Origin of the sequence: Acetobacterium sp. K1/6, from assembly GCF_034438075.1 — a bacterium.
Taxonomy (GTDB): domain Bacteria; phylum Bacillota; class Clostridia; order Eubacteriales; family Eubacteriaceae; genus Acetobacterium; species Acetobacterium carbinolicum.
Genome location: NZ_JAXQGA010000009.1, coordinates 106,929 through 125,157 on the forward strand (window position 1 = coordinate 106,929; position 18,229 = coordinate 125,157).

Consider the following 18,229-nt stretch of genomic DNA (forward strand, 5'->3'; position numbering starts at 1 on the left):
AACTAATGAATATCGCCAACAAAAAAACCATTCGGACACTGAGTATTAAAAGCATGAAAGCCGCGCGAATAAGAAACCTCATCGCTATTCTGGCCATTGCTTTAACCACCATTCTGTTTACTTCGCTGTTTACCGTATCCTTGTCGATTAACCATTCCGTCCAGGAGGCAAACTTCCGTCAGGGCGGCGGCTGGAATCATGGTACCTTCAAATACATGACCCAAGCGCAGTTTGATGAAATTAAAACCGATCCCCTGATCAAAGACTATGGGCTTCGTCGCTTTGTGGGAATACCAGAAACGGCACCTTTTCTTAAATCCCATGTGGAGGTTGGTTACAGCGATGCAAATCAGGCCCACTGGATGTATTGTGACCCAATCGCTGGCCATTTACCACTTGAGGGCACAGACGAAGCCGCCACCGACACCCGGGTGTTAGAACTTCTCGGCGTCGAACCGGTTTTGGGAAACCCCTTTACCCTGACCTTTGATGTGGATGGTATCACGGTAACCGAGACCTTTACCCTGAGTGGCTGGTGGGAATATGATGAGGCCATCGCCGCCAACCATGTCCTCATTCCCCTCAGCCGGACCCAGGCGATCTACGATCAAGTCGGGCTTGGCAGTAGGATTGGGGCCGATGGCATCACCGGTTCATGGAATATGGATGTCATGCTTGACCGTTCACAAAATATTGAACAGCATCTCAACGAAATCCTAAAAAATAACGGTTATCAAAATGAAAACCGCTCGCTGGGGGATAATTTTATTTCAACCGGTGTGAACTGGGGTTATACCAGCTCGCAACTTGCCGACAGTCTGGACCCCATCACCGTCCTTGCCATCGTGGGTCTGCTGCTCATTATTATTTTAACCGGCTATCTGATTATTTATAATATCTTTTCGATCTCGGTGTCAAACGATATTCGCTTTTACGGTCTGCTTAAAACCATCGGTACCACCGGGCCACAGCTCCGGCGGATCATCCGTCAACAGGCCCTGCTACTGTCTGTGATTGGCATTCCTCTGGGCTTACTGGTTGGCTATGGAATCGGGATCAAACTGACTCCGGTGATCTTGTTCCAACTTAATGGGGTCGTCAAGGATTCGGTATCAGCCAGTCCCCTTATTTTTTTAGGCTCAGCACTTTTTGCCTTCATCACGGTGGTGATCTCCTGCCATCGGCCGGGGCGGTTGGCGGCCAGTGTGTCCCCTGTGGAGGCCGTTCGCTATACCGAAGGCACAACGACTAAAAAAACGATCCGTAAGGGCCAGTCCGGACCATCGCTACTCAAAATGGCATGGGCAAACCTCGGTCGCAGCCCCGGCAAGACCGCTATCACAATGACTTCTCTTGCACTCGCGGTGTTGCTGCTCAATCTGACCGTTACCTTTACTAACGGATTTGATATGGACAAGTACCTGGTGAATATGGTTTCTGATTTTATTGTGGCTGATGCCGGTTACTTTCAGGTTGGGAATTACTGGGATGGCGATCATGCACTACCCGAAGATGTTATTGTTAGTCTGGAGAACCAGCCTGGCATAGTAGCTGGGGGCCGGGTTTATGGCAAAACCAGTGCGGTGGAGGAATTTGTTACCGCAGACCATATTCGTGAGAAAAACAGCCCATGGAATGACTCCAAAACACTGGATCATATGGTTACCTTTATGGAAAAAAATGAGGCCGGCTTACTGGCTGACCGCGCTCAGCTTTACGGCATGGAGCCTTATACACTTGATAAACTGACTCTCCTGCAAGGCGATTTATCAAAGCTTCACGAACCAGGCGGACGTTATCTCGCCGCGGTTTATAACACCGACGACTATGGCAACACCAAAATGGATTCCCATTGGGCCAAGCTTGGCGATACGGTTACCCTACGCTATGTGGAGACGTACGAATATTATAACCCCAACACGGGTGCCATTTTGGACCCTGATCAGCCACCCGATGATCAGCCTTATCGGTATCGGGCAAAAACCTATCAGGATATTGACTACGAGGTGGCGGCACTGATCACTTTACCAAAATCACTCAATTATCGCTACTATAGTGCTGATGAATTTATCCTAAACGATCAGACCTTTATTTCGGACAGTGGCACCGACAAGGTCATGTACTACGCTTGTGATGTTAGTGATGCGGACACTACCGCGATGGAGGCTTATCTGAGTGATCTGACCAATGCACAGTTAACCCAGCTCGACTATGAGAGTAAAGCGTCTTACGCGGCAGAGTTTAACACACTCCAAAAAATGTTTCTAATCTTGGGAGGCGTGCTGAGCTTGATCATCGGACTAATCGGAGTGCTCAACTTTCTCAATGCCATTTTAACTGGCATTCTAACTCGCCGTCATGAGCTGGCCATGCTCCAATCAATCGGTATGACGGGTCATCAGCTTAAAGCGATGTTAATTTGGGAGGGCTTGTTTTATTCCTTAGGTGCGGTAGTCGTATCACTGTTACTCAGTATTGCTGCCGGCCCCTTGCTGGCTAATGTGCTGTCTAATCTATTCTGGTTTTTTACCTATCGTTTTACCGTTTTACCGATCCTCCTGGTGGCCCCAATCTTTACCGTACTTGGCATTGCCGTACCGTTGATTGTATACCATGTGGTTTCCCGACGCTCCATTGTTGAGCGTTTAAGAGAAACGGAGTAACAAAAAGCCCCTGCTGTTTGCAGGGGCTTTTTAATTTCTATCGGTTAGCGTGATAATAGGCGTAGGTCATCGGTTCCTCTTTACTGAATCCGTCCCCATCAACAATCTTACCAATAAACATGTAATGGGTTCCCAGATCGATGGTCTGCTCTACTTCACATTCAATAAAGCACAATGTTTCTAGTAAGCCGGGGCATCCGGTTTTGCCGGTAATATAGCTGAGCGTCTTAAACTTGTCCACGTCTCGACCACTCTGGTAACCAAAGTGTTTAATCAGATCAAAATTGTCTTTCCCCAAAATTGAAGCGCCGAATACGCCCGATTCTTTGACATATTCTGCCGTCAAGGTTCCTTTTCCCAAGCACACACTGGCTTTTAAGGGAGTGTTGGTGACCTGGATAAAGGTATTGGAAACCATGCCATTGAGTTTCTCATCTTTAACAGAAGAAACAATATATAGACCATAACTGACATTAAATAATAAGGTTTGGAGGGCATCTCTTTTTTTGTCGGTTAAACCATCCTCGACTTCTTCTACCAGCACAAATTTTTCCGGCCCCACGCCGCAAACCGGGCAGACATCGGGAGGGGTTTCACCCACATGGATATAATTACAAACAGTACAGCGCCATTTTTTTTCTTTAGCAGACTCAACGGCTTCTGACTCTTCGATTAAGACAAACTTATCCGGTCCTACTCCGCAAATCGGACATTTATCCGGTGGAGTATCACCTTCGTGTACATAGTTGCATACTGTGCATCGCCATTTTTTCATTTAGTTCACCACTTTCTTAGAATTACTTTCTGCTTTACAATGATTATAATTTATAAGCAAATTGACGTACCGGGATAATCGATGTACTGGTTTTCATTATAACCTTTTTTTGATGAGATTTATATAATAATCGCATATTTTTGTGAAAAAACGACTCATATCAGGTTATAATAATTTATCATCGCAATTTATTATCGCCAAGCAAAGATCGGATGGAGTATGAAAAAATATCAGGAACAACTTAAAAATAATATTGCCGTGGCTAATGGTTTTGAAAAAGCCGATCTGGTTTTGAAAAATGCCCGAATTCTCAACGTATTTTCCGAGGAAATCTGTTTGCAGGATCTGGCCATTAATCATGATACCATTGTGGGGATCGGTTCTTATGAAGGCGTAAAAGAAGTGGATCTGGGCGGAAAATATCTTGTCCCCGGATTCATTGATGCCCATATGCACATTGAATCCAGCATGGTCACGCCCTTTGAGCTAGCCCGGGCGATTGTTCCTAGCGGCACCACGACGATTATTGCCGACCCCCATGAGCTTGTCAATGTCGCCGGTAAAACGGGTCTTGATTATCTTTTAGACGCCACCAAAGCGATCCCCTTAAACGTTTTTTTAATGCTTCCCTCTTCAGTGCCCGCCACACCCTTTGAAACAAACGGTGCCGGACCTTTTGGGGCTGCTGATATGCAACCCTATCTGGATCATCCCCAAATTCTGGGGCTGGGTGAAGTGATGTGTTTCCCCGATGTCCTGGCCGGTAATTCTGAGATTCTTGATAAACTGACCCTGTGCCGACACTTAATTTCAGATGGCCACGCCCCCGGTCTTACAGGAAAACCGCTCCAGGCCTACGCCTGCGCCGGCATCCACAGTGAACACGAATCCACTACCTTTGCCGAGGCCCTGGAAAAACTGCGGGCCGGTTTTTATATTCTGGTCCGGGAAGGTTCCGCAGCCAAAAACCTGCATGCCATCATTAGCGGTTTATTAAAAACGGAGTTACCGATCGATCGGTTCCTCTTCTGTACCGATGACAAACATTTAGAAGACATCCATCGGGACGGACATATCCGTTTTAATATCAAACGGGCCATTGATCTGGGGCTGTGCCCGATCAAGGCGATCAAAATGGCCACTATTAACACCGCCCAGGCTTATGGGTTAAAAAAACTGGGGGCTATTGCTCCCGGTTACCGGGCCGATCTGGTCATCTTATCCGATCTGGGCACCATGAATGTGGAGCAGGTCTATTGGAATGGCCGCCTGGTGGATGACTGCCTCTGGGAACATAGAACCCAGTATGAGATTGATCTCCGGCTCCTTGATTCGGTTCATATCCCGACCCTCACCCCGGAAAAACTGCAGCTCCCCATTGGCGAAAAAGATCATGTCATTGAAATTGTCAAAGATCAGATTGAAACCCGGCATCTGATTGAATCACTGCCGGGGAAAGACGGCTTTTTTACCCCCAACGCAACCTATAATAAGCTTTGCGTCATAGAACGATATGGTCATACTGGCAATGTTGGCGTAGCCCCCATCAAGGGCTTTGGGATAAAGAACGGGGCCATTGCCACCACCGTCGCCCATGACTCCCACAATATTATTGTGGTGGGCGATAATGATCAGGATATCCTGCTGGCAGTCAATCACCTCACCGAAATTGGTGGCGGTTATGTGGTCGCAGCTGGTCACAGCATCATCGGTGCAGTCCCCCTGATCCTGGCTGGCCTGATCAGTCTTGAAACCGGCGAGGTGGTTCAGGAAAAGGTGGCATCACTGATTTCACACGCCCATAAATTAGGGGTTCCCTCCGGGGTTGACCCCTTTATCACCCTTTCCTTTATGGCCCTGCCGGTGATCCCCGCCCTGCGCCTGACCGATCTGGGGCTTTTTGATGTCGATGCGTATCAATTGATATTCGAGTGATTTAGTTTCTCAGTTGAACTATTCACGACCATTTCTAATCCACATCTTAGCTTCATTTACGTCAACCCTAGATCAGCCCAATCGGGATAATCAGATTCTCACTGTCAAAGGCACCGAGTTTTTCGGCCATGCAAAGTACCGCACCAGTTCCGCGCTGAAAGGGCGACTTATTAATGACCGAAAATTTCTGTGTCATTCTTTTTAATGGCGTGGCAGTTTTTTTAATTTCGATCGGATAGAGTTTGCCATCACCTTCCATAATCAGATCGATTTCTTTGGCATCTTTGTCGCGATAATAATATAAAAATGATTCCCGCCCCTCATTTTGAAAACTCTTCTGAATTTCGCTAACGGCATAGTTTTCCAGGAGAGCGCCATTACTCGCACCATTCATAGCCGTTTCGACACTGCTCCATTTTGTCAGATAACAGACTAATCCGGTATCATAAAAATACAGTTTTGGCGTTTTAACCGTTCGTTTTAAAACATTATTTGAATAAGGGTGCAGATAAAAAATAATCCCCAGGGTTTCTAAGATCCGCAGCCAGTTTTTTGCCGTTATCTGGTCAATGTCACAATCATCAGAAATCCCCTTGTAATTCACCATTTGAGAGGTGCGGGCTGCCACTGCGGTAATAAATCTCAGAAATTTAAGCGAATCGATGGAACCTGATAAATCTCTTACGTCCCTTTCCAGATAGGTATTGATGTAGCTGGAATAAAAAATATTGCGATCCTCATATCGCTTACTGACCAGGGCCGGCATCCCGCCGCGAAATATCCGGTTAAAAATTTGCGGCGTACTGACTGAGCCGATACGCTTCTGCCGTTCATACAAAACCTCAAAATCCAGGGTAAACGCCCCTTCTGGCTGATGATAAATTTCCTGTTGCGAAAGGGTTGAAAGATGAAGCAGCGCCACCCGCCCTGCCAAGGATTCTTGGACCCCACTCATCAGCTTAAAAAGCTGGGAGCCCGTCATCCAAAAATCACCGGCCTTATGATTTTGATCAATACTCATTTTTATATAGGTGAAAAGCTCTGGCGCATACTGAACCTCATCAATGAAAACAGGCGGTTTGTGAAGTTGAAAGAACATCGCCGGATCTGACTTGGCCAATGATCTTTCATTAAGATCATCCAATGAGACATAATGTCTGCTTCGACCTTCAATCCTTATGAGTTCTTGCAGCATGGTTGTTTTTCCAACCTGACGGGGACCGGTAATCAAAATGGCCGGATATTGCTGATTTAATGAGAGAAACACATGCTCCATATTTCTTTTAATATACATTGCTACATTACTCCTTTCGGCTAAAATATATCACACCCCTATTTTAGCCGAAACGCTGGCAATAATCAAGCATGCAAGCAAACTCTTATTATGTATTGATATGGTCTTTAAAAACGGCTGAACCAAAATGATGGTTCAGCCGTTTTTATTTCATTCAAATACTATTTTGGCAATGCTGGCGCCTTCCCGGGCATCTTTGCCATAATAATCGGCACCGATGGTCTTGGCATATTCGGGGTTTAAGACCGCCCCGCCCACCATAATCGTGGTGGCCGGGCAGCTGGCCTTGATTTCTTTGATGATTTTTTCCATATTTTTAACGGTTGTTGTCATCAGGGCACTAAGACCCACCAGTTTAATGTCTTCAGCTTGAATGGCCTGGATAATGGTTTCGGCCTTGACATCCTTGCCAATATCGAGAATCGCGTAGCCGTAGTTCTCTAAGATAACCTTGAGAATATTTTTTCCGATATCATGAACATCGCCCTCAACAGTGGCTAACACAATCTTTCCTTTGACCACCTGAGCCTGACCGTCCCTGGCCATGGTTTCTTTGATGACTTCAAAGGCCTTTTGAGCCGTCTCCGCCGCAAAAATCAGATGGGGCAGGAAGCATTCTCCGGTTTCGAAAGCATCCCCCACCGCATCAAGGGCGGGAACGATTTCGTTGTTGACAATATCCAGCGGTTCTCGGGTTTTTAGCAGAATGGCGGTGGCTTCTGCCGCCTGATCGGTAAGTCCCTGTTCAATGATCTCTTTTAAGCCCAGGGCGGCTCGCTCCGTTTCAGATTTGGCTTCGCCAAAGCTGCTGTCTTTATAAGCGTTGGCATAAGCGATGCATTGACCATCCAACCCCCAGAGCGCCCGAAATGCTTTAATGGTGTCCATCATTTCTTTATTACTGGGGTTCATTATCGGGGTGGTCAGTCCCGCTTCCAGCGCCATGGCTAAAAAAGTCCGATTTAAAAGTTCGCGGTTAGGCAGCCCGAAGGAAATATTAGAAACCCCCAGCACCGTTGGCACCCCCAGCTCAGCCCGCAGTTTTTCCAGGGTTTTGATGGTTTCCCGGACTTCCTTCTGTTGCGCCGAAGCGGTTAACACCAGGGCATCAATAAGAATATTTTTTTTACTGATGCCGTAAGATTCGGCCGTTTTGATGATCTTCTTGGCAATGGCAAAACGATCGGCTGCCAGACTGGGAATACCGGTTTCATCCATGGTCAGTCCCAGAATAAGGGCACCATATTTCTTAGCAATTGGGAAAATCTTATCCATCGATGATTTTTTGCCATTCACCGAATTAATAATCGCTTTGCCGGGATAGCTTCGCAGTACCGCTTCAATGACTTCCGGATTGGAGGAATCAATCTGCAGCGGACAATCCACGAGTCGGCTGATCGTATCGACTGCCTCCTGCATCATTGTTAACTCATCAATATCCGGTAAACCTAAATTAATATCCAAAATACCCGCCCCGTCTTTTTTTTGATCAACGGCCAATTGGGTTACGACTGCGAGTTCACCCTGACGCAGGGACGCCTTAAGCACCGGGCTCGTGGTGGGATTAATGCATTCGCCAATAATATCGATATCCTCGCCTAAGATAATGGTCTTCGTGCTTGAGGATACGGCGGTAAAACTTTTTTGCGTTACCGCATAAAGGGGAAGATCTTTCGTGGCCTGCTTCATTTTTTTGATATAGTCTGGCGTTGTGCCACAGCAGCCCCCCAGAATTACGGCGCCCATTTCCGCAATTTGGGTCATATAATCGGTAAACTGGTCGATGGTGATGTCATAGACGGTTTTGCCGTCTTTCATGTGCGGCAACCCGGCGTTGGGTTCCACCATAATTGGTACCGAGGCATAATAAACCAGATCTTTAATAATCGGCAACATCGCATCTGGTCCAGTCGAACAATTAATGCCAATGACGTCGGCGCCAAGTCCTTCCAGGATGGCAACTACTGTTAAGGCATCGCTACCGGTTAAGGTTCGGCTATTTTCCTCATAGGTCATCGATACAATTACCGGCAGATCCGACACTTCTTTAGCGGCTATCAGGGCCGCCCGGGCCTCGCAGATATCGGTCATGGTCTCAATGACAATCAGGTCCGCACCGGCCTTATCACCGGCCGCAACCACCTCTTTGAAATAGTCTACAGCCTGGTCAAAAGACATTTCGCCCAAAGCCCCGATCAGGGTTCCCAGAGGACCCACATCCAGGGCCGTAAAATCCGGATTCAGGGATTTGGCATTTTTTACCCCAACCGTAACCAGTTGTTCCACCGAGTAGCCACTCCCCTTAAGTTTATAACCATTAACCCCAAAGGTATTGGAAAGAATAATATTGGCACCAGCATCAATGTATAATTGGTGAATTTCTTTAATTAGTTCAGGATGGGTCAGGTTCAGGGCTTCTGGCACCGGACCGATTACATCTAACTGGTTCTGAAGCAAACTTCCCATGGCACCATCGAGATAAAGCCGTTTCTTTTTGAGTATTTCTTTTATATTCAACGATCTGTCCTCCTATTTAAGAATCTTACTAACTTACTTACCCATTAAACCCCAATATCCTCTCGATTTTAAAACAAAGAAAACCTCGTCGGTGACGAGGTTAATGTTCTGCATTAAAATCCCATCATGGCAAAATAAACTGCCGGTATTGGCACCGTGCTTTCGCTGGTTGCCGGGTTTCATAGGGCCTGTCCCTCCACCTCTCTGGATAGGTAAACTATTGAGTTACTTTTTTTAGAATAATACCCTTAATTCTTTTCTTTGTCAAGCACTAAATTCAGCACAACTCAATCTCTCCCCAGGCACCCAGTTGATCTTCAATGACAATAAGAACGCCTGCAATTTCGGGAATACCTTTGACCCAGGCGATTCCATGTGCAACATCAGCTGGTTTTTTAATGCGGTTGCACAGCGCCGTCGCCACAGCATCAGCCAGGGGAATGTCGGAACTGATGATGGTAACCGCATCAGCCTTCCCAAAACTCAAGGAATGACCCATGATCCCGGATGAAGTGCAAATCCCCAGCGGGTTTTCGCGGGGTTTTATTTTTATACCCAAATCCGCAAAGTGAAGATTTCCGGTATGAAGGGCAATTCGCCGTTCTTTTTTTGTCTGAATAAACAGATCTCCACCGTTTTCCACCACAATCTCGGTTGAATAGGATTTTAGCATCCTGCCGATATACTTTGAGACAGCACCGGCCACGGCTGCCATCGGTCCTACCCCGGCTCTTTTCCCGGCTGTTAACATATCCGAAACAATCGGGCTTGCACAGGGATTTAATGTCAGCGGTGTCAGTGACGGTATAAAATCCGGTTCGTCATTATTGTAGCTAGCAATGTTTTGGCGCAGCCTGTGAAGCTCAGTTTTTACGGCTTCGGTTAGTTGAGGGGTCACACTGCCGTGATCTACCCCAATAAAAAGATCGGATTCAAATTCGAGGACCTGGAAATAATCCAGATCCTCGGCTTTCATCACATTTCGATAGGTTCGCGGTTCAAACATCCTCAGATCAGGGCGTGTATGGCCCGCATTGGACAGGCTTTTACGCATAGCAGACATTCCAGACACTTGTCATCGTGATGGACTAGCGACCAGTCCTCGGTCATTTCAAGTGCTCCGACCGCACAGACCGCGGTGCAAGCGCCACAGGCAACACATTTGTCCGGATCAACCTCGACCACTGACTCGATGTCTCTGACACCAATCTGGTGTTCTCTTAAATAGATAATCCCAGCTTCTATATCCGCCTCTTTGCCTTTTATTTCGAGTAGCAAGGTTCCTTTGATATTATCGTCAATAAAGGCTTTCAGGATATTAAAATCGAGATTATAGGTTTTAATCAGCTCCATCGCCATCGGCTGACCGGCAGACTTTTGTGGGAAGGACAAGAGTATTTTTTTTGTCATCATCGGGATTCTCCTTCCTTGATCAAAAGCCCCTTAATAGTATTTTCCATGGGAAAGCTCAAAATCGGTTCCTGAAGGAAAAACTCACCTTTTTTAATCCAGTTGCCCAGTTCTGCGGCGATTTCTCTGGCCATTTTCAGACTGGAAAGCGGTGAAGTCTTGATGATCTTACCATTAATATCCACTGATCCGCTCCTCAGCTCAGCATAGCTTACTTTTTTTAGATTCGGTTTCGCTTTTTTGGGGACACTATAGTCAATCACATTGGTATAAAGGTCTTTATTTTCCACCGCAACATAGGACATCATTTCCTCATTGAGAATCGGAATCGGGATGCCTACGCCGACAAACATCGAGGTGCCATAGCCTTCATAAACCGCACCCCGAATATATTTGGGATTCATTTCTTTCATGTTCCCAATTAAGGCCAGGGTCGCACCGGGAGTTTGGGGATAGCCCTTTTCGTCTCGCGGACAAGCAGTGTTAAATTGAGTCCCCATCCAGGATACATGGCCCTGAGCGCCGCCAAAAAAGATCCGGGTTCCCATACCGATGGTCTTAAGCAGGGGATCATTGAGGAGGGGACTTAATTCCCCCGCAGTGCTATAGGTGATGTTTCCCATATTCGGTTGTAAAATACCCATATAGGTATAAATCCTCCGGCTGGAGCCATTAATCGCGGCATTATAATTCTGATAAACATTTCTGGGATTAAACAGATAGGCTTCATTCAAATCTTCCAGTTTCACCCAGGTATCCAGTTCTTTTCTGGGATAACAATCTGTTCCTTGAGACTTTGCCACCAGGTGAACTTCTTTTCCGGCGATCAGGTCATGAATCACATGAGCACCACCATATTCAATGCCTTTATCCCGGGACGGTTGGGTTGCCCCCAGATAGGTATCCACTGCGGCCAAACCGCCGTATGCTTCAACCCCATTAATTTCTATCTCACCCATCCGAATAGGCGGATCCGAGTGACCAAAATTAAGAAAAGCCCCAGATGAGCACATCGGACCGAAGGTGGCAGTTGTGACCACATCCACATAATCGGCCGCTTCTTTGATGCCCCGTTCTTTGACAATTTCAATGACTTCTTCTGCCGTGACAACCACAGCCTCGCCACTGGCGATTTTTTTATTTATTTCCTGATAGCTCTTTGCCATTTTCCCCTCCAACAATTCTTCTAAACTTGTTATATCATCGTGTTCAGATAAGCGTTCATAAAGCCGTCCAAATCGCCGTCCATAACGCTACCGACATTGCCTACTTCGACATTGGTGCGATGATCTTTGACCATATTGTAAGGATGGAACACATAAGAACGAATTTGACTGCCCCAGGCAATCTGACTGTAGTCTCCCTTGATGTCATCGATGTGATCCATCTTTTCCTGTTCCATGATTTCTACCAGCTTACCTTTTAGCATGTTCATGGCGACCTCTTTATTCTGATGCTGAGACCGTTCATTTTGACACTGAACCACAATTCCGGTTTTCAAATGCGTTATCCGAATGGCGGAATCCGTGGTGTTAACGTGCTGCCCGCCGGCGCCACTGGAGCGGAAGGTGTCAATCCGGATATCTTCCGGCAATATTTCAATTTCCACCGATTCATCCACCTCAGGCATCACATCCAGCGATGCAAAGGAAGTATGGCGGCGGCCGGATGAATCAAAGGGTGAGATTCGTACCAGTCGATGCACGCCCCGTTCGGTTTTTAGATAGCCATAGGCATTAATTCCTTCAATCAGTAGGGTAACGCTTTTAATCCCAGCGACATCACCAGGTTGAAGATCCAGGGTTTTAACCTTGAATTTTTTCTTCTCTGCCCATCTTGTATACATTCGCAAGAGCATTTCGGCCCAATCTTGAGACTCGGTTCCACCAGCCCCGGGATGTAGCGAAATGATTGCATTGTTACTGTCAAATTCACCGGAAAGCAGGGTCTCAGTCCGAAAATTGTCGAGATTCTCGTCAAGTTCCCGGATTGATGCACTAAACCCTTCCAGCAACTCCCCATCTTCTGCCAGCTCCAGCATGACCATAATATCATCCAGCGTTTCAGCCAGCTCATTATAATGATCGACCTTTAATTTAATCAGCTTCTGCTCTTTTAAAACAATTTGCGCACTTTTTTGATCATTCCAGAATTCGGGATTCTCAGTTTTCTTCTCTAACGCTTCCAATTCTTTAACAAGCCGTGGCAAGTCAAAGTGAATTCCCCATTTCCTTAAGTTTTATCGCCATTGCATTGATGATTTGTTTTTCTTCATACAAATCCATCATCACGATCACACCCCTTCTATTTATTTTTATGCACCACAGCATTTCTTGTATTTTTTTCCACTGCCACAGGGACAGGGATCATTTCGGCCAACCTTATTTCCCGCACTGGCCGGTCCTGTTGGTTTTCCCTCGATTTCATTTTCATTGGTTTTCAGTTGACTAAAATCCACCGCTTTGGTCGGGGTCTCTTCTGGTGTCGCTACCTGGATATTTAGATTAAACAGGTATTTTACCGTATCTTCCTGAATTCGCATGATCATGTCATCAAACATGTCAAAACCCTCTTTGGTGTATTCCTTAACGGGGTCGTTCTGTCCATAGGCGCGCAGTCCGATTCCCTGTTTTAGCTGTTCCATATTGTCGATGTGTTCCATCCAGGCACCATCGACGCTTCTTAACAGAATCATCCGTTCAATGTTCTGAAGCTGTTCTTCGCCCAGTTGTTCTCTTTTATCAGATAAAACCTGATGACAACTTGCCAGGATGGATTCCACCAAAACTTCCTGACTGTCGGGTTTTTCCGGAAGATTGACCAGTTCTTTTGGCAATACATTGGCTTCTAGATGTTTATGAAGCCCTTCCAGATCCCACTCATCATAATATTGGCCATCGCCAGTATACATGCCGACATAAGCGTTAATCAACGTTTCTGTCATACTCCAGATTTCATTTTCCATGTCTTTTCCGTCAATTACCTGTTGTCGCTGTTCATAAATCAGCTCACGCTGGCGGTTCATAACATTATCATATTGAAGCACGTGCTTACGAATATCAAAGTTACGACCTTCCACCCGTTTCTGGGAGTTTTCAATCCCTCTGGTAAGCATTTTATTTTCAATCGGGGTTTCTTCATCAAGACCAATCGATTCAACCAGGCCCTGGATTTTTTCCGAGCCAAAGACCCGCATCAGATCATCTTCCAGTGAGACAAAAAATTGCGATGAACCGGGATCGCCCTGACGACCTGCCCGACCACGGAGCTGATTATCGATCCGGCGACTCTCATGACGCTCGGTCCCGAGAATATGAAGGCCACCCAATTCGATGACACCTTCGCCCAGAACAATATCAGTCCCACGACCAGCCATGTTGGTGGAAATGGTCACCGCATCTTTTTGACCGGCGTTAGCGACAATTTCAGCTTCTTTTTCTAAGAATTTGGCATTTAAGACATTATGCTTAACCCCGGAACGTTTGAGATAGGTGCTGAGCAGCTCTGACTTTTCAATCGAAATCGTCCCGATCAGAATCGGCTGACCAGTGGCATGGCGGCGTTTTACCTCTTCGGTCACGGCCAGATACTTCCCTTGCTCACTTTTATAAATTAAGTCATTAAGATCTTCTCGAATCAGCGGCTTATTGGTCGGAATGGTTAAAACATTAAGATTGTAGATAGTCTGGAACTCATCTTCTTCCGTTTTGGCAGTCCCGGTCATCCCCGAAAGCTTATTAAACATTCTAAAATAGTTCTGAAAGGTAACGGTTGCCAGGGTTTTGGATTCCCGGTTAACCTTGACATTTTCCTTGGCTTCAATCGCCTGGTGCAAACCATTCGAATAGCGGCGTCCCGGCATTAACCGTCCGGTGAACTCATCGACAATGATGATTTCGCCATCCTTCACCACATAATCCCGATCTTTAAACATCAGGGTATTGGCATGAAGAGCCTGGTTGATATGGTGGGAAATTTCCATATTTTCCATATCCGCCAGATTCGTCAGGTTAAAGTATTTTTCTGCTTTGATGACACCTTCATCTGAGAGCATCACTGATTTAGCTTTTTCATCCTTGATATAGTCATCAGCCTTCAGGTTTTTGGCAAAGCTATTAGCTAACGCATAAAGCTTGGTGCTTTTATCCCCACTACCAGAAATAATCAGTGGTGTTCTGGCTTCATCCACCAACACGCTATCCACTTCATCGATAATCGCATAATTAAGTTCCCGTTGGACCTGCTGAGCCTTGACTGAGGCCATATTATCTCTTAAGTAATCAAATCCAAATTCGTTGTTGGTTCCATAGGTTATATCACAAGCGTAGGCGTGCTGCTTTTCCGCAAATGATAAGCCATGAACAACCAGACCCACTTCAAGTCCTAGAAACTCATGAATTTGACCCATCCACTCACTGTCACGCTTAGCCAGATAATCGTTGACGGTGACAATATAAACACCTCGACCACCCAGAGCGTTCAGGTAAGCGGGCAGCGTTGACACCAGGGTTTTACCTTCCCCAGTTTTCATCTCAGCGATATTGCCTTCGTGAAGGGCCATCCCCCCCAGCAGTTGAACTGGAAAATGTTTCATACCCAATACTCGGGCACCGGTTTCACGAACGGTGGCAAAAGCATCCACCAATAAATCATCAAGCGTCTCACCCTGAGCCAGTCGTTCTTTAAGTATTGATGTTTGACCTTTTAACTGCTCGTCACTCATCGCCGCGAAACGGCTATCCAGCTCCAGAATCTGATCCACCTTTTTTTGCATGCGCTTTAGTTCTTTTTTATTGCTATCAAATATTTGATCTAAAATTCCCAATCCATTCACTCCTTTGTCACTTTACTTACTATAATTATACACTAAATTTTATTATAGCATACTCTCTTTAATGAAACTTTATATAATTTAAAAGGAACTGTATTTTTTATACAGTTCCTTTTGTTTTATTTATGATCATCGCTTATTTTTTCTTTCGCCAGAAGGCCACATCTTTGCCGTCAAGCTTTAGTTCAACCAGTTCATAGCCCGCTCGTTTTCGTTCATCGACGGTTTGCTGAAAATCTTTTCGTTCATCATCATCCATGTCGGCCAGCATTTTTTCCTTGTCTTCATCGGTGCTTTCATAGACCCGTCCGACCACCGGCTCGGTAACTTCTTCAATCTCCTTCAAGGGAATACCGACCTCATCTCTGGGTGTTCCGTTGATCAATATTTCGGCTTCCTTGCTGGTTTCTTTCATCAGTTGTTTGCGTCGTGCGACTTTTCGTTTTTCATCTTCCAGATTCAGTCGCTGCCAGACGTTTAGCATTTCATCTTCAGAAAATTCCAGATCTTCCTCGTCTTTTCCTCTTACGCCACTATCATAGGTACTGTTTTCACTGCGCAAAACAAAGGGTTGGTCAAGATCGGTCAGTTTAAAACTCTCAACAATTCTCAAGTCCGATTCCGGTACCGGATGCGGTTCACCATCGGGATCACTCAGCGATTTTGCTACCTTATTGAGCTCAATTTCGCGCATTTGCAGAATCAGTCGTTCTTTTTCAACGGCCAGTTTTTCTTCGTAATATTTTTTTGTGAAGAATCCCGCATCATCACTATTAAGAATTTCTTCCATATCAGCGGCTTCAAGTTCTTTATCACCCTTGACATAGGTTCCAACTTCCTGGATATTGCTGATAATCTTGGTGCTGCCGTCATCCACCGGTTCCATAACCCGGGTTTCCTGGGCATCACTATTACTGATAACAATTTCTTCGGTTTCGGTTCCAATTCCTGAATCCACCCCATCCAAATCGGCTGGAATCAGTCTGGTTTGCTCATCGCCGTTTATTTCTGCCGTTTGGCCGGAATTAAAACCTTCTGTTGGTATAACCGTGGTGGCATGTTCATCCCGGTCCCCACGAATACCGCCGGTTGCGGCCATATCCCGGTAGTAATAATCATCCTGATCTTGCGCATCTTCCGGTTCATCATAACCTTCCTGAAAATGGTCTTGAGTGGATACCCGATCGATTCCGTTGTCTTCGTCATCGCCAAAAATGCCCTCATCTTCACCATGATCATTTCGCTCATCGTGCATGATTGAGGCTTTTTTGTTCATCACATACTGAATAAATCCAATTAATCCGATGACCGTTACAATTGTACCAACCGTAATTCCGGCTACTGAGCCATAAAGACTCATCACCAGGGGCACATAGGGTATTGGGAAAGGCAGGTTGATACCCAAAAACCATAACAGGGTATTGGGCTGAATCAATGAGTATATGGGACTCAGTCCCTGGGTGATCTGTTCCCCAAAAGCAGCCGGTAAAATATCAATAACGCCTTGCGCAACAGGCATGTGTCCGCCGTTAATAAAAATCACCACAAAATTGGCGGTAATCCCCACCGCCATTAAAATTACCCAGAAGTCATCCAGATTAAATACCAGCATAACCAGGATTAGAATATAACTGGCAAAATTGACAATCTCAAGATAGGGTTCAACCAGTGCGATACCTCCGGTGTAGATGTAAAGATGCAAGGCAATTTGCAACACCAACCCTAAAATTCCAACTGGCAACAAGGAAATTTTTCTGACTTTGAAACCATGGAGGCTTCCCCGTCGAATTTTTCCAATTAAAAAACCTAACATAATCGCAATTAGTATTAACATATTAGTTTTAACCCCACTATTTATTTATAATCATTTCTTAGGTATTCTTATCTATATAAATGCTTAGATAATAATGCATATAGATCTATTTTAAAACAAAAGAAAAGTTCTGTCAAAACTTTATGCCTAAATAATGTATAAATTTGAAAATAAATTGAATTTATAAAATAACATCATCAAAAACACCCCTTAAAACTATTTTTCAAGGGGTGTTTGTCATTATTTTCTCTTTTTCTTAAGTATTTTTTAGAAAGTTGGCTCGATCAAACCATAATTCCCATCTTTTCTCATATAGACAACATTGACATCATCGGTATCGCCATTAAGGAATACAAAGAAATCATGTCCCAGTAACTCCATCTGCAAGGTCGCTTCATCGACATTCATCGGTTTGACAGCAAATTTTTTGGTGCGGACAACTTTGGGTTGAAACACACCTTCGTCATCATTGTCCTCGATTCCTTCCAGATTAAATTTAGCGGTTTCATCCTGGTTCCGTTTTTGCAACTTTGTTTTATGTTTTCTGAGTTGACCCTCAAGTTTACTAACAACATCTTCAATGGATGTCACCATATCCTCAGATCTTTCTTCAGCTCTTAAAATTGTTTTTCCCACCGGAATGGTTACTTCCAGCATCTGATAGTTCTTTTCTTTGCTGAATGTAGCATACACTTCTGTTTCCTGACCAAAGTAGCGGTCAAATTTCCCCAGCTTCTTTTTTAATGTTTCTTTTAAACCTTCTGATACATGCATATTTTTCCCGTAAATTGTGAATCTCATAACGACAACTCCTTTCAAAAGGTCAACCTTACTCGTTTACACTTAATATAAAGTGTTTTTAAGTATATTTCTATTATACCCAATCGAATCCCCTTTAGTCAAAATCATTTGTGTCAATTTCTTGTCACAAAATATCATCTAAACAGAATGTAAAAAGGCTGTCTCAGTTGACCTGGTTTTTCCCCCCACA

General features: G+C 45.2%; 12 protein-coding genes and 1 riboswitch. Of the genes, 2 read left to right on the plus strand and 10 right to left on the minus strand.

Annotation, left to right across the window (positions count from 1 at the left end; genetic code table 11):
• The first annotated feature begins 5 nt into the window (after positions 1–5).
• Positions 6–2,663: an ABC transporter permease gene (locus U2P91_RS09895; RefSeq protein ID WP_322519561.1), complete on the plus strand. Its 2,658-nt coding sequence runs from the start codon at positions 6–8 to the stop codon at positions 2,661–2,663.
• A gap of 37 nt (positions 2,664–2,700) precedes the next feature.
• On the opposite strand, the gene U2P91_RS09900 is transcribed toward U2P91_RS09895, so the two are convergent.
• On the minus strand, positions 2,701–3,438 hold the full coding sequence (locus tag U2P91_RS09900; RefSeq protein WP_322519562.1) for a flavin reductase: 738 nt from the start codon (positions 3,436–3,438) through the stop codon (positions 2,701–2,703).
• 219 nt (positions 3,439–3,657) lie between these two features.
• On the opposite strand from U2P91_RS09900, the gene ade reads away from it, so the two are divergent.
• Positions 3,658–5,373 (plus strand): adenine deaminase, encoded by a 1,716-nt coding sequence (ade, locus tag U2P91_RS09905; RefSeq protein ID WP_322519563.1) that lies wholly within the window; start codon positions 3,658–3,660, stop codon positions 5,371–5,373.
• A 67-nt stretch (positions 5,374–5,440) separates the two neighbouring features.
• Here ade and U2P91_RS09910 read toward each other — a convergent pair whose 3' ends face one another.
• The 9 genes from U2P91_RS09910 to hpf form a co-directional block, all read right to left on the minus strand.
• Positions 5,441–6,667 (minus strand): ATP-binding protein, encoded by a 1,227-nt coding sequence (locus U2P91_RS09910; protein WP_322519564.1) that lies wholly within the window; start codon positions 6,665–6,667, stop codon positions 5,441–5,443.
• A gap of 150 nt (positions 6,668–6,817) precedes the next feature.
• Positions 6,818–9,184, minus strand: a complete 2,367-nt coding sequence (locus tag U2P91_RS09915) for a homocysteine S-methyltransferase family protein (RefSeq protein WP_322519565.1) — start codon at positions 9,182–9,184, stop codon at positions 6,818–6,820.
• A 118-nt stretch (positions 9,185–9,302) separates the two neighbouring features.
• Positions 9,303–9,399, minus strand: a riboswitch (SAM riboswitch).
• A 62-nt stretch (positions 9,400–9,461) separates the two neighbouring features.
• Positions 9,462–10,238, minus strand: a complete 777-nt coding sequence (locus U2P91_RS09920; protein ID WP_414151225.1) for a UPF0280 family protein — start codon at positions 10,236–10,238, stop codon at positions 9,462–9,464.
• Entirely contained in the window at positions 10,193–10,597 is a 405-nt protein-coding gene (locus tag U2P91_RS09925) for an NIL domain-containing protein (RefSeq protein WP_322519567.1), read from the minus strand. Before U2P91_RS09925 ends, U2P91_RS09920 begins: the two co-directional genes overlap by 46 nt.
• Entirely contained in the window at positions 10,594–11,760 is a 1,167-nt protein-coding gene (locus U2P91_RS09930) for a homocysteine biosynthesis protein (RefSeq protein ID WP_111887905.1), read from the minus strand. Before U2P91_RS09930 ends, U2P91_RS09925 begins: the two co-directional genes overlap by 4 nt.
• Before the next feature lie 29 nt (positions 11,761–11,789).
• A protein-coding gene (prfB, locus tag U2P91_RS09935) for a peptide chain release factor 2 (RefSeq protein WP_322519568.1) occupies positions 11,790–12,882 on the minus strand; the annotation gives its coding sequence in 2 pieces (ribosomal slippage) (positions 11,790–12,806 and positions 12,808–12,882; 1,092 coding nt in all).
• A gap of 26 nt (positions 12,883–12,908) precedes the next feature.
• Positions 12,909–15,419, minus strand: coding sequence for a preprotein translocase subunit SecA (secA, locus tag U2P91_RS09940; protein ID WP_322519569.1), 2,511 nt, complete (start codon positions 15,417–15,419; stop codon positions 12,909–12,911).
• A 142-nt stretch (positions 15,420–15,561) separates the two neighbouring features.
• Positions 15,562–17,259 carry a DUF5317 domain-containing protein gene (locus U2P91_RS09945; RefSeq protein WP_322519570.1) on the minus strand — a complete coding sequence of 566 codons (1,698 nt, stop codon included), beginning with the start codon at positions 17,257–17,259 and terminating at the stop codon, positions 15,562–15,564.
• A gap of 246 nt (positions 17,260–17,505) precedes the next feature.
• On the minus strand, positions 17,506–18,039 hold the full coding sequence (gene hpf / locus U2P91_RS09950) for a ribosome hibernation-promoting factor, HPF/YfiA family (protein ID WP_111887909.1): 534 nt from the start codon (positions 18,037–18,039) through the stop codon (positions 17,506–17,508).
• Between the last annotated feature and the right edge of the window lie 190 nt (positions 18,040–18,229).

Coding starts and splice junctions, on each gene's coding strand:
- U2P91_RS09895 (WP_322519561.1), top strand. CDS start 6: ATGAATATCGCCAACAAAAAAACCATTCGGACACTGAGTATTAAAAGC.
- U2P91_RS09910 (WP_322519564.1), bottom strand. CDS start 6,667: ATGTATATTAAAAGAAATATGGAGCATGTGTTTCTCTCATTAAATCAG.
- U2P91_RS09930 (WP_111887905.1), bottom strand. CDS start 11,760: ATGGCAAAGAGCTATCAGGAAATAAATAAAAAAATCGCCAGTGGCGAG.
- hpf (WP_111887909.1), bottom strand. CDS start 18,039: ATGAGATTCACAATTTACGGGAAAAATATGCATGTATCAGAAGGTTTA.
- U2P91_RS09900 (WP_322519562.1), bottom strand. CDS start 3,438: ATGAAAAAATGGCGATGCACAGTATGCAACTATGTACACGAAGGTGAT.
- ade (WP_322519563.1), top strand. CDS start 3,658: ATGAAAAAATATCAGGAACAACTTAAAAATAATATTGCCGTGGCTAAT.
- U2P91_RS09945 (WP_322519570.1), bottom strand. CDS start 17,259: ATGTTAATACTAATTGCGATTATGTTAGGTTTTTTAATTGGAAAAATT.
- U2P91_RS09925 (WP_322519567.1), bottom strand. CDS start 10,597: ATGATGACAAAAAAAATACTCTTGTCCTTCCCACAAAAGTCTGCCGGT.
- U2P91_RS09920 (WP_414151225.1), bottom strand. CDS start 10,238: ATGCGTAAAAGCCTGTCCAATGCGGGCCATACACGCCCTGATCTGAGG.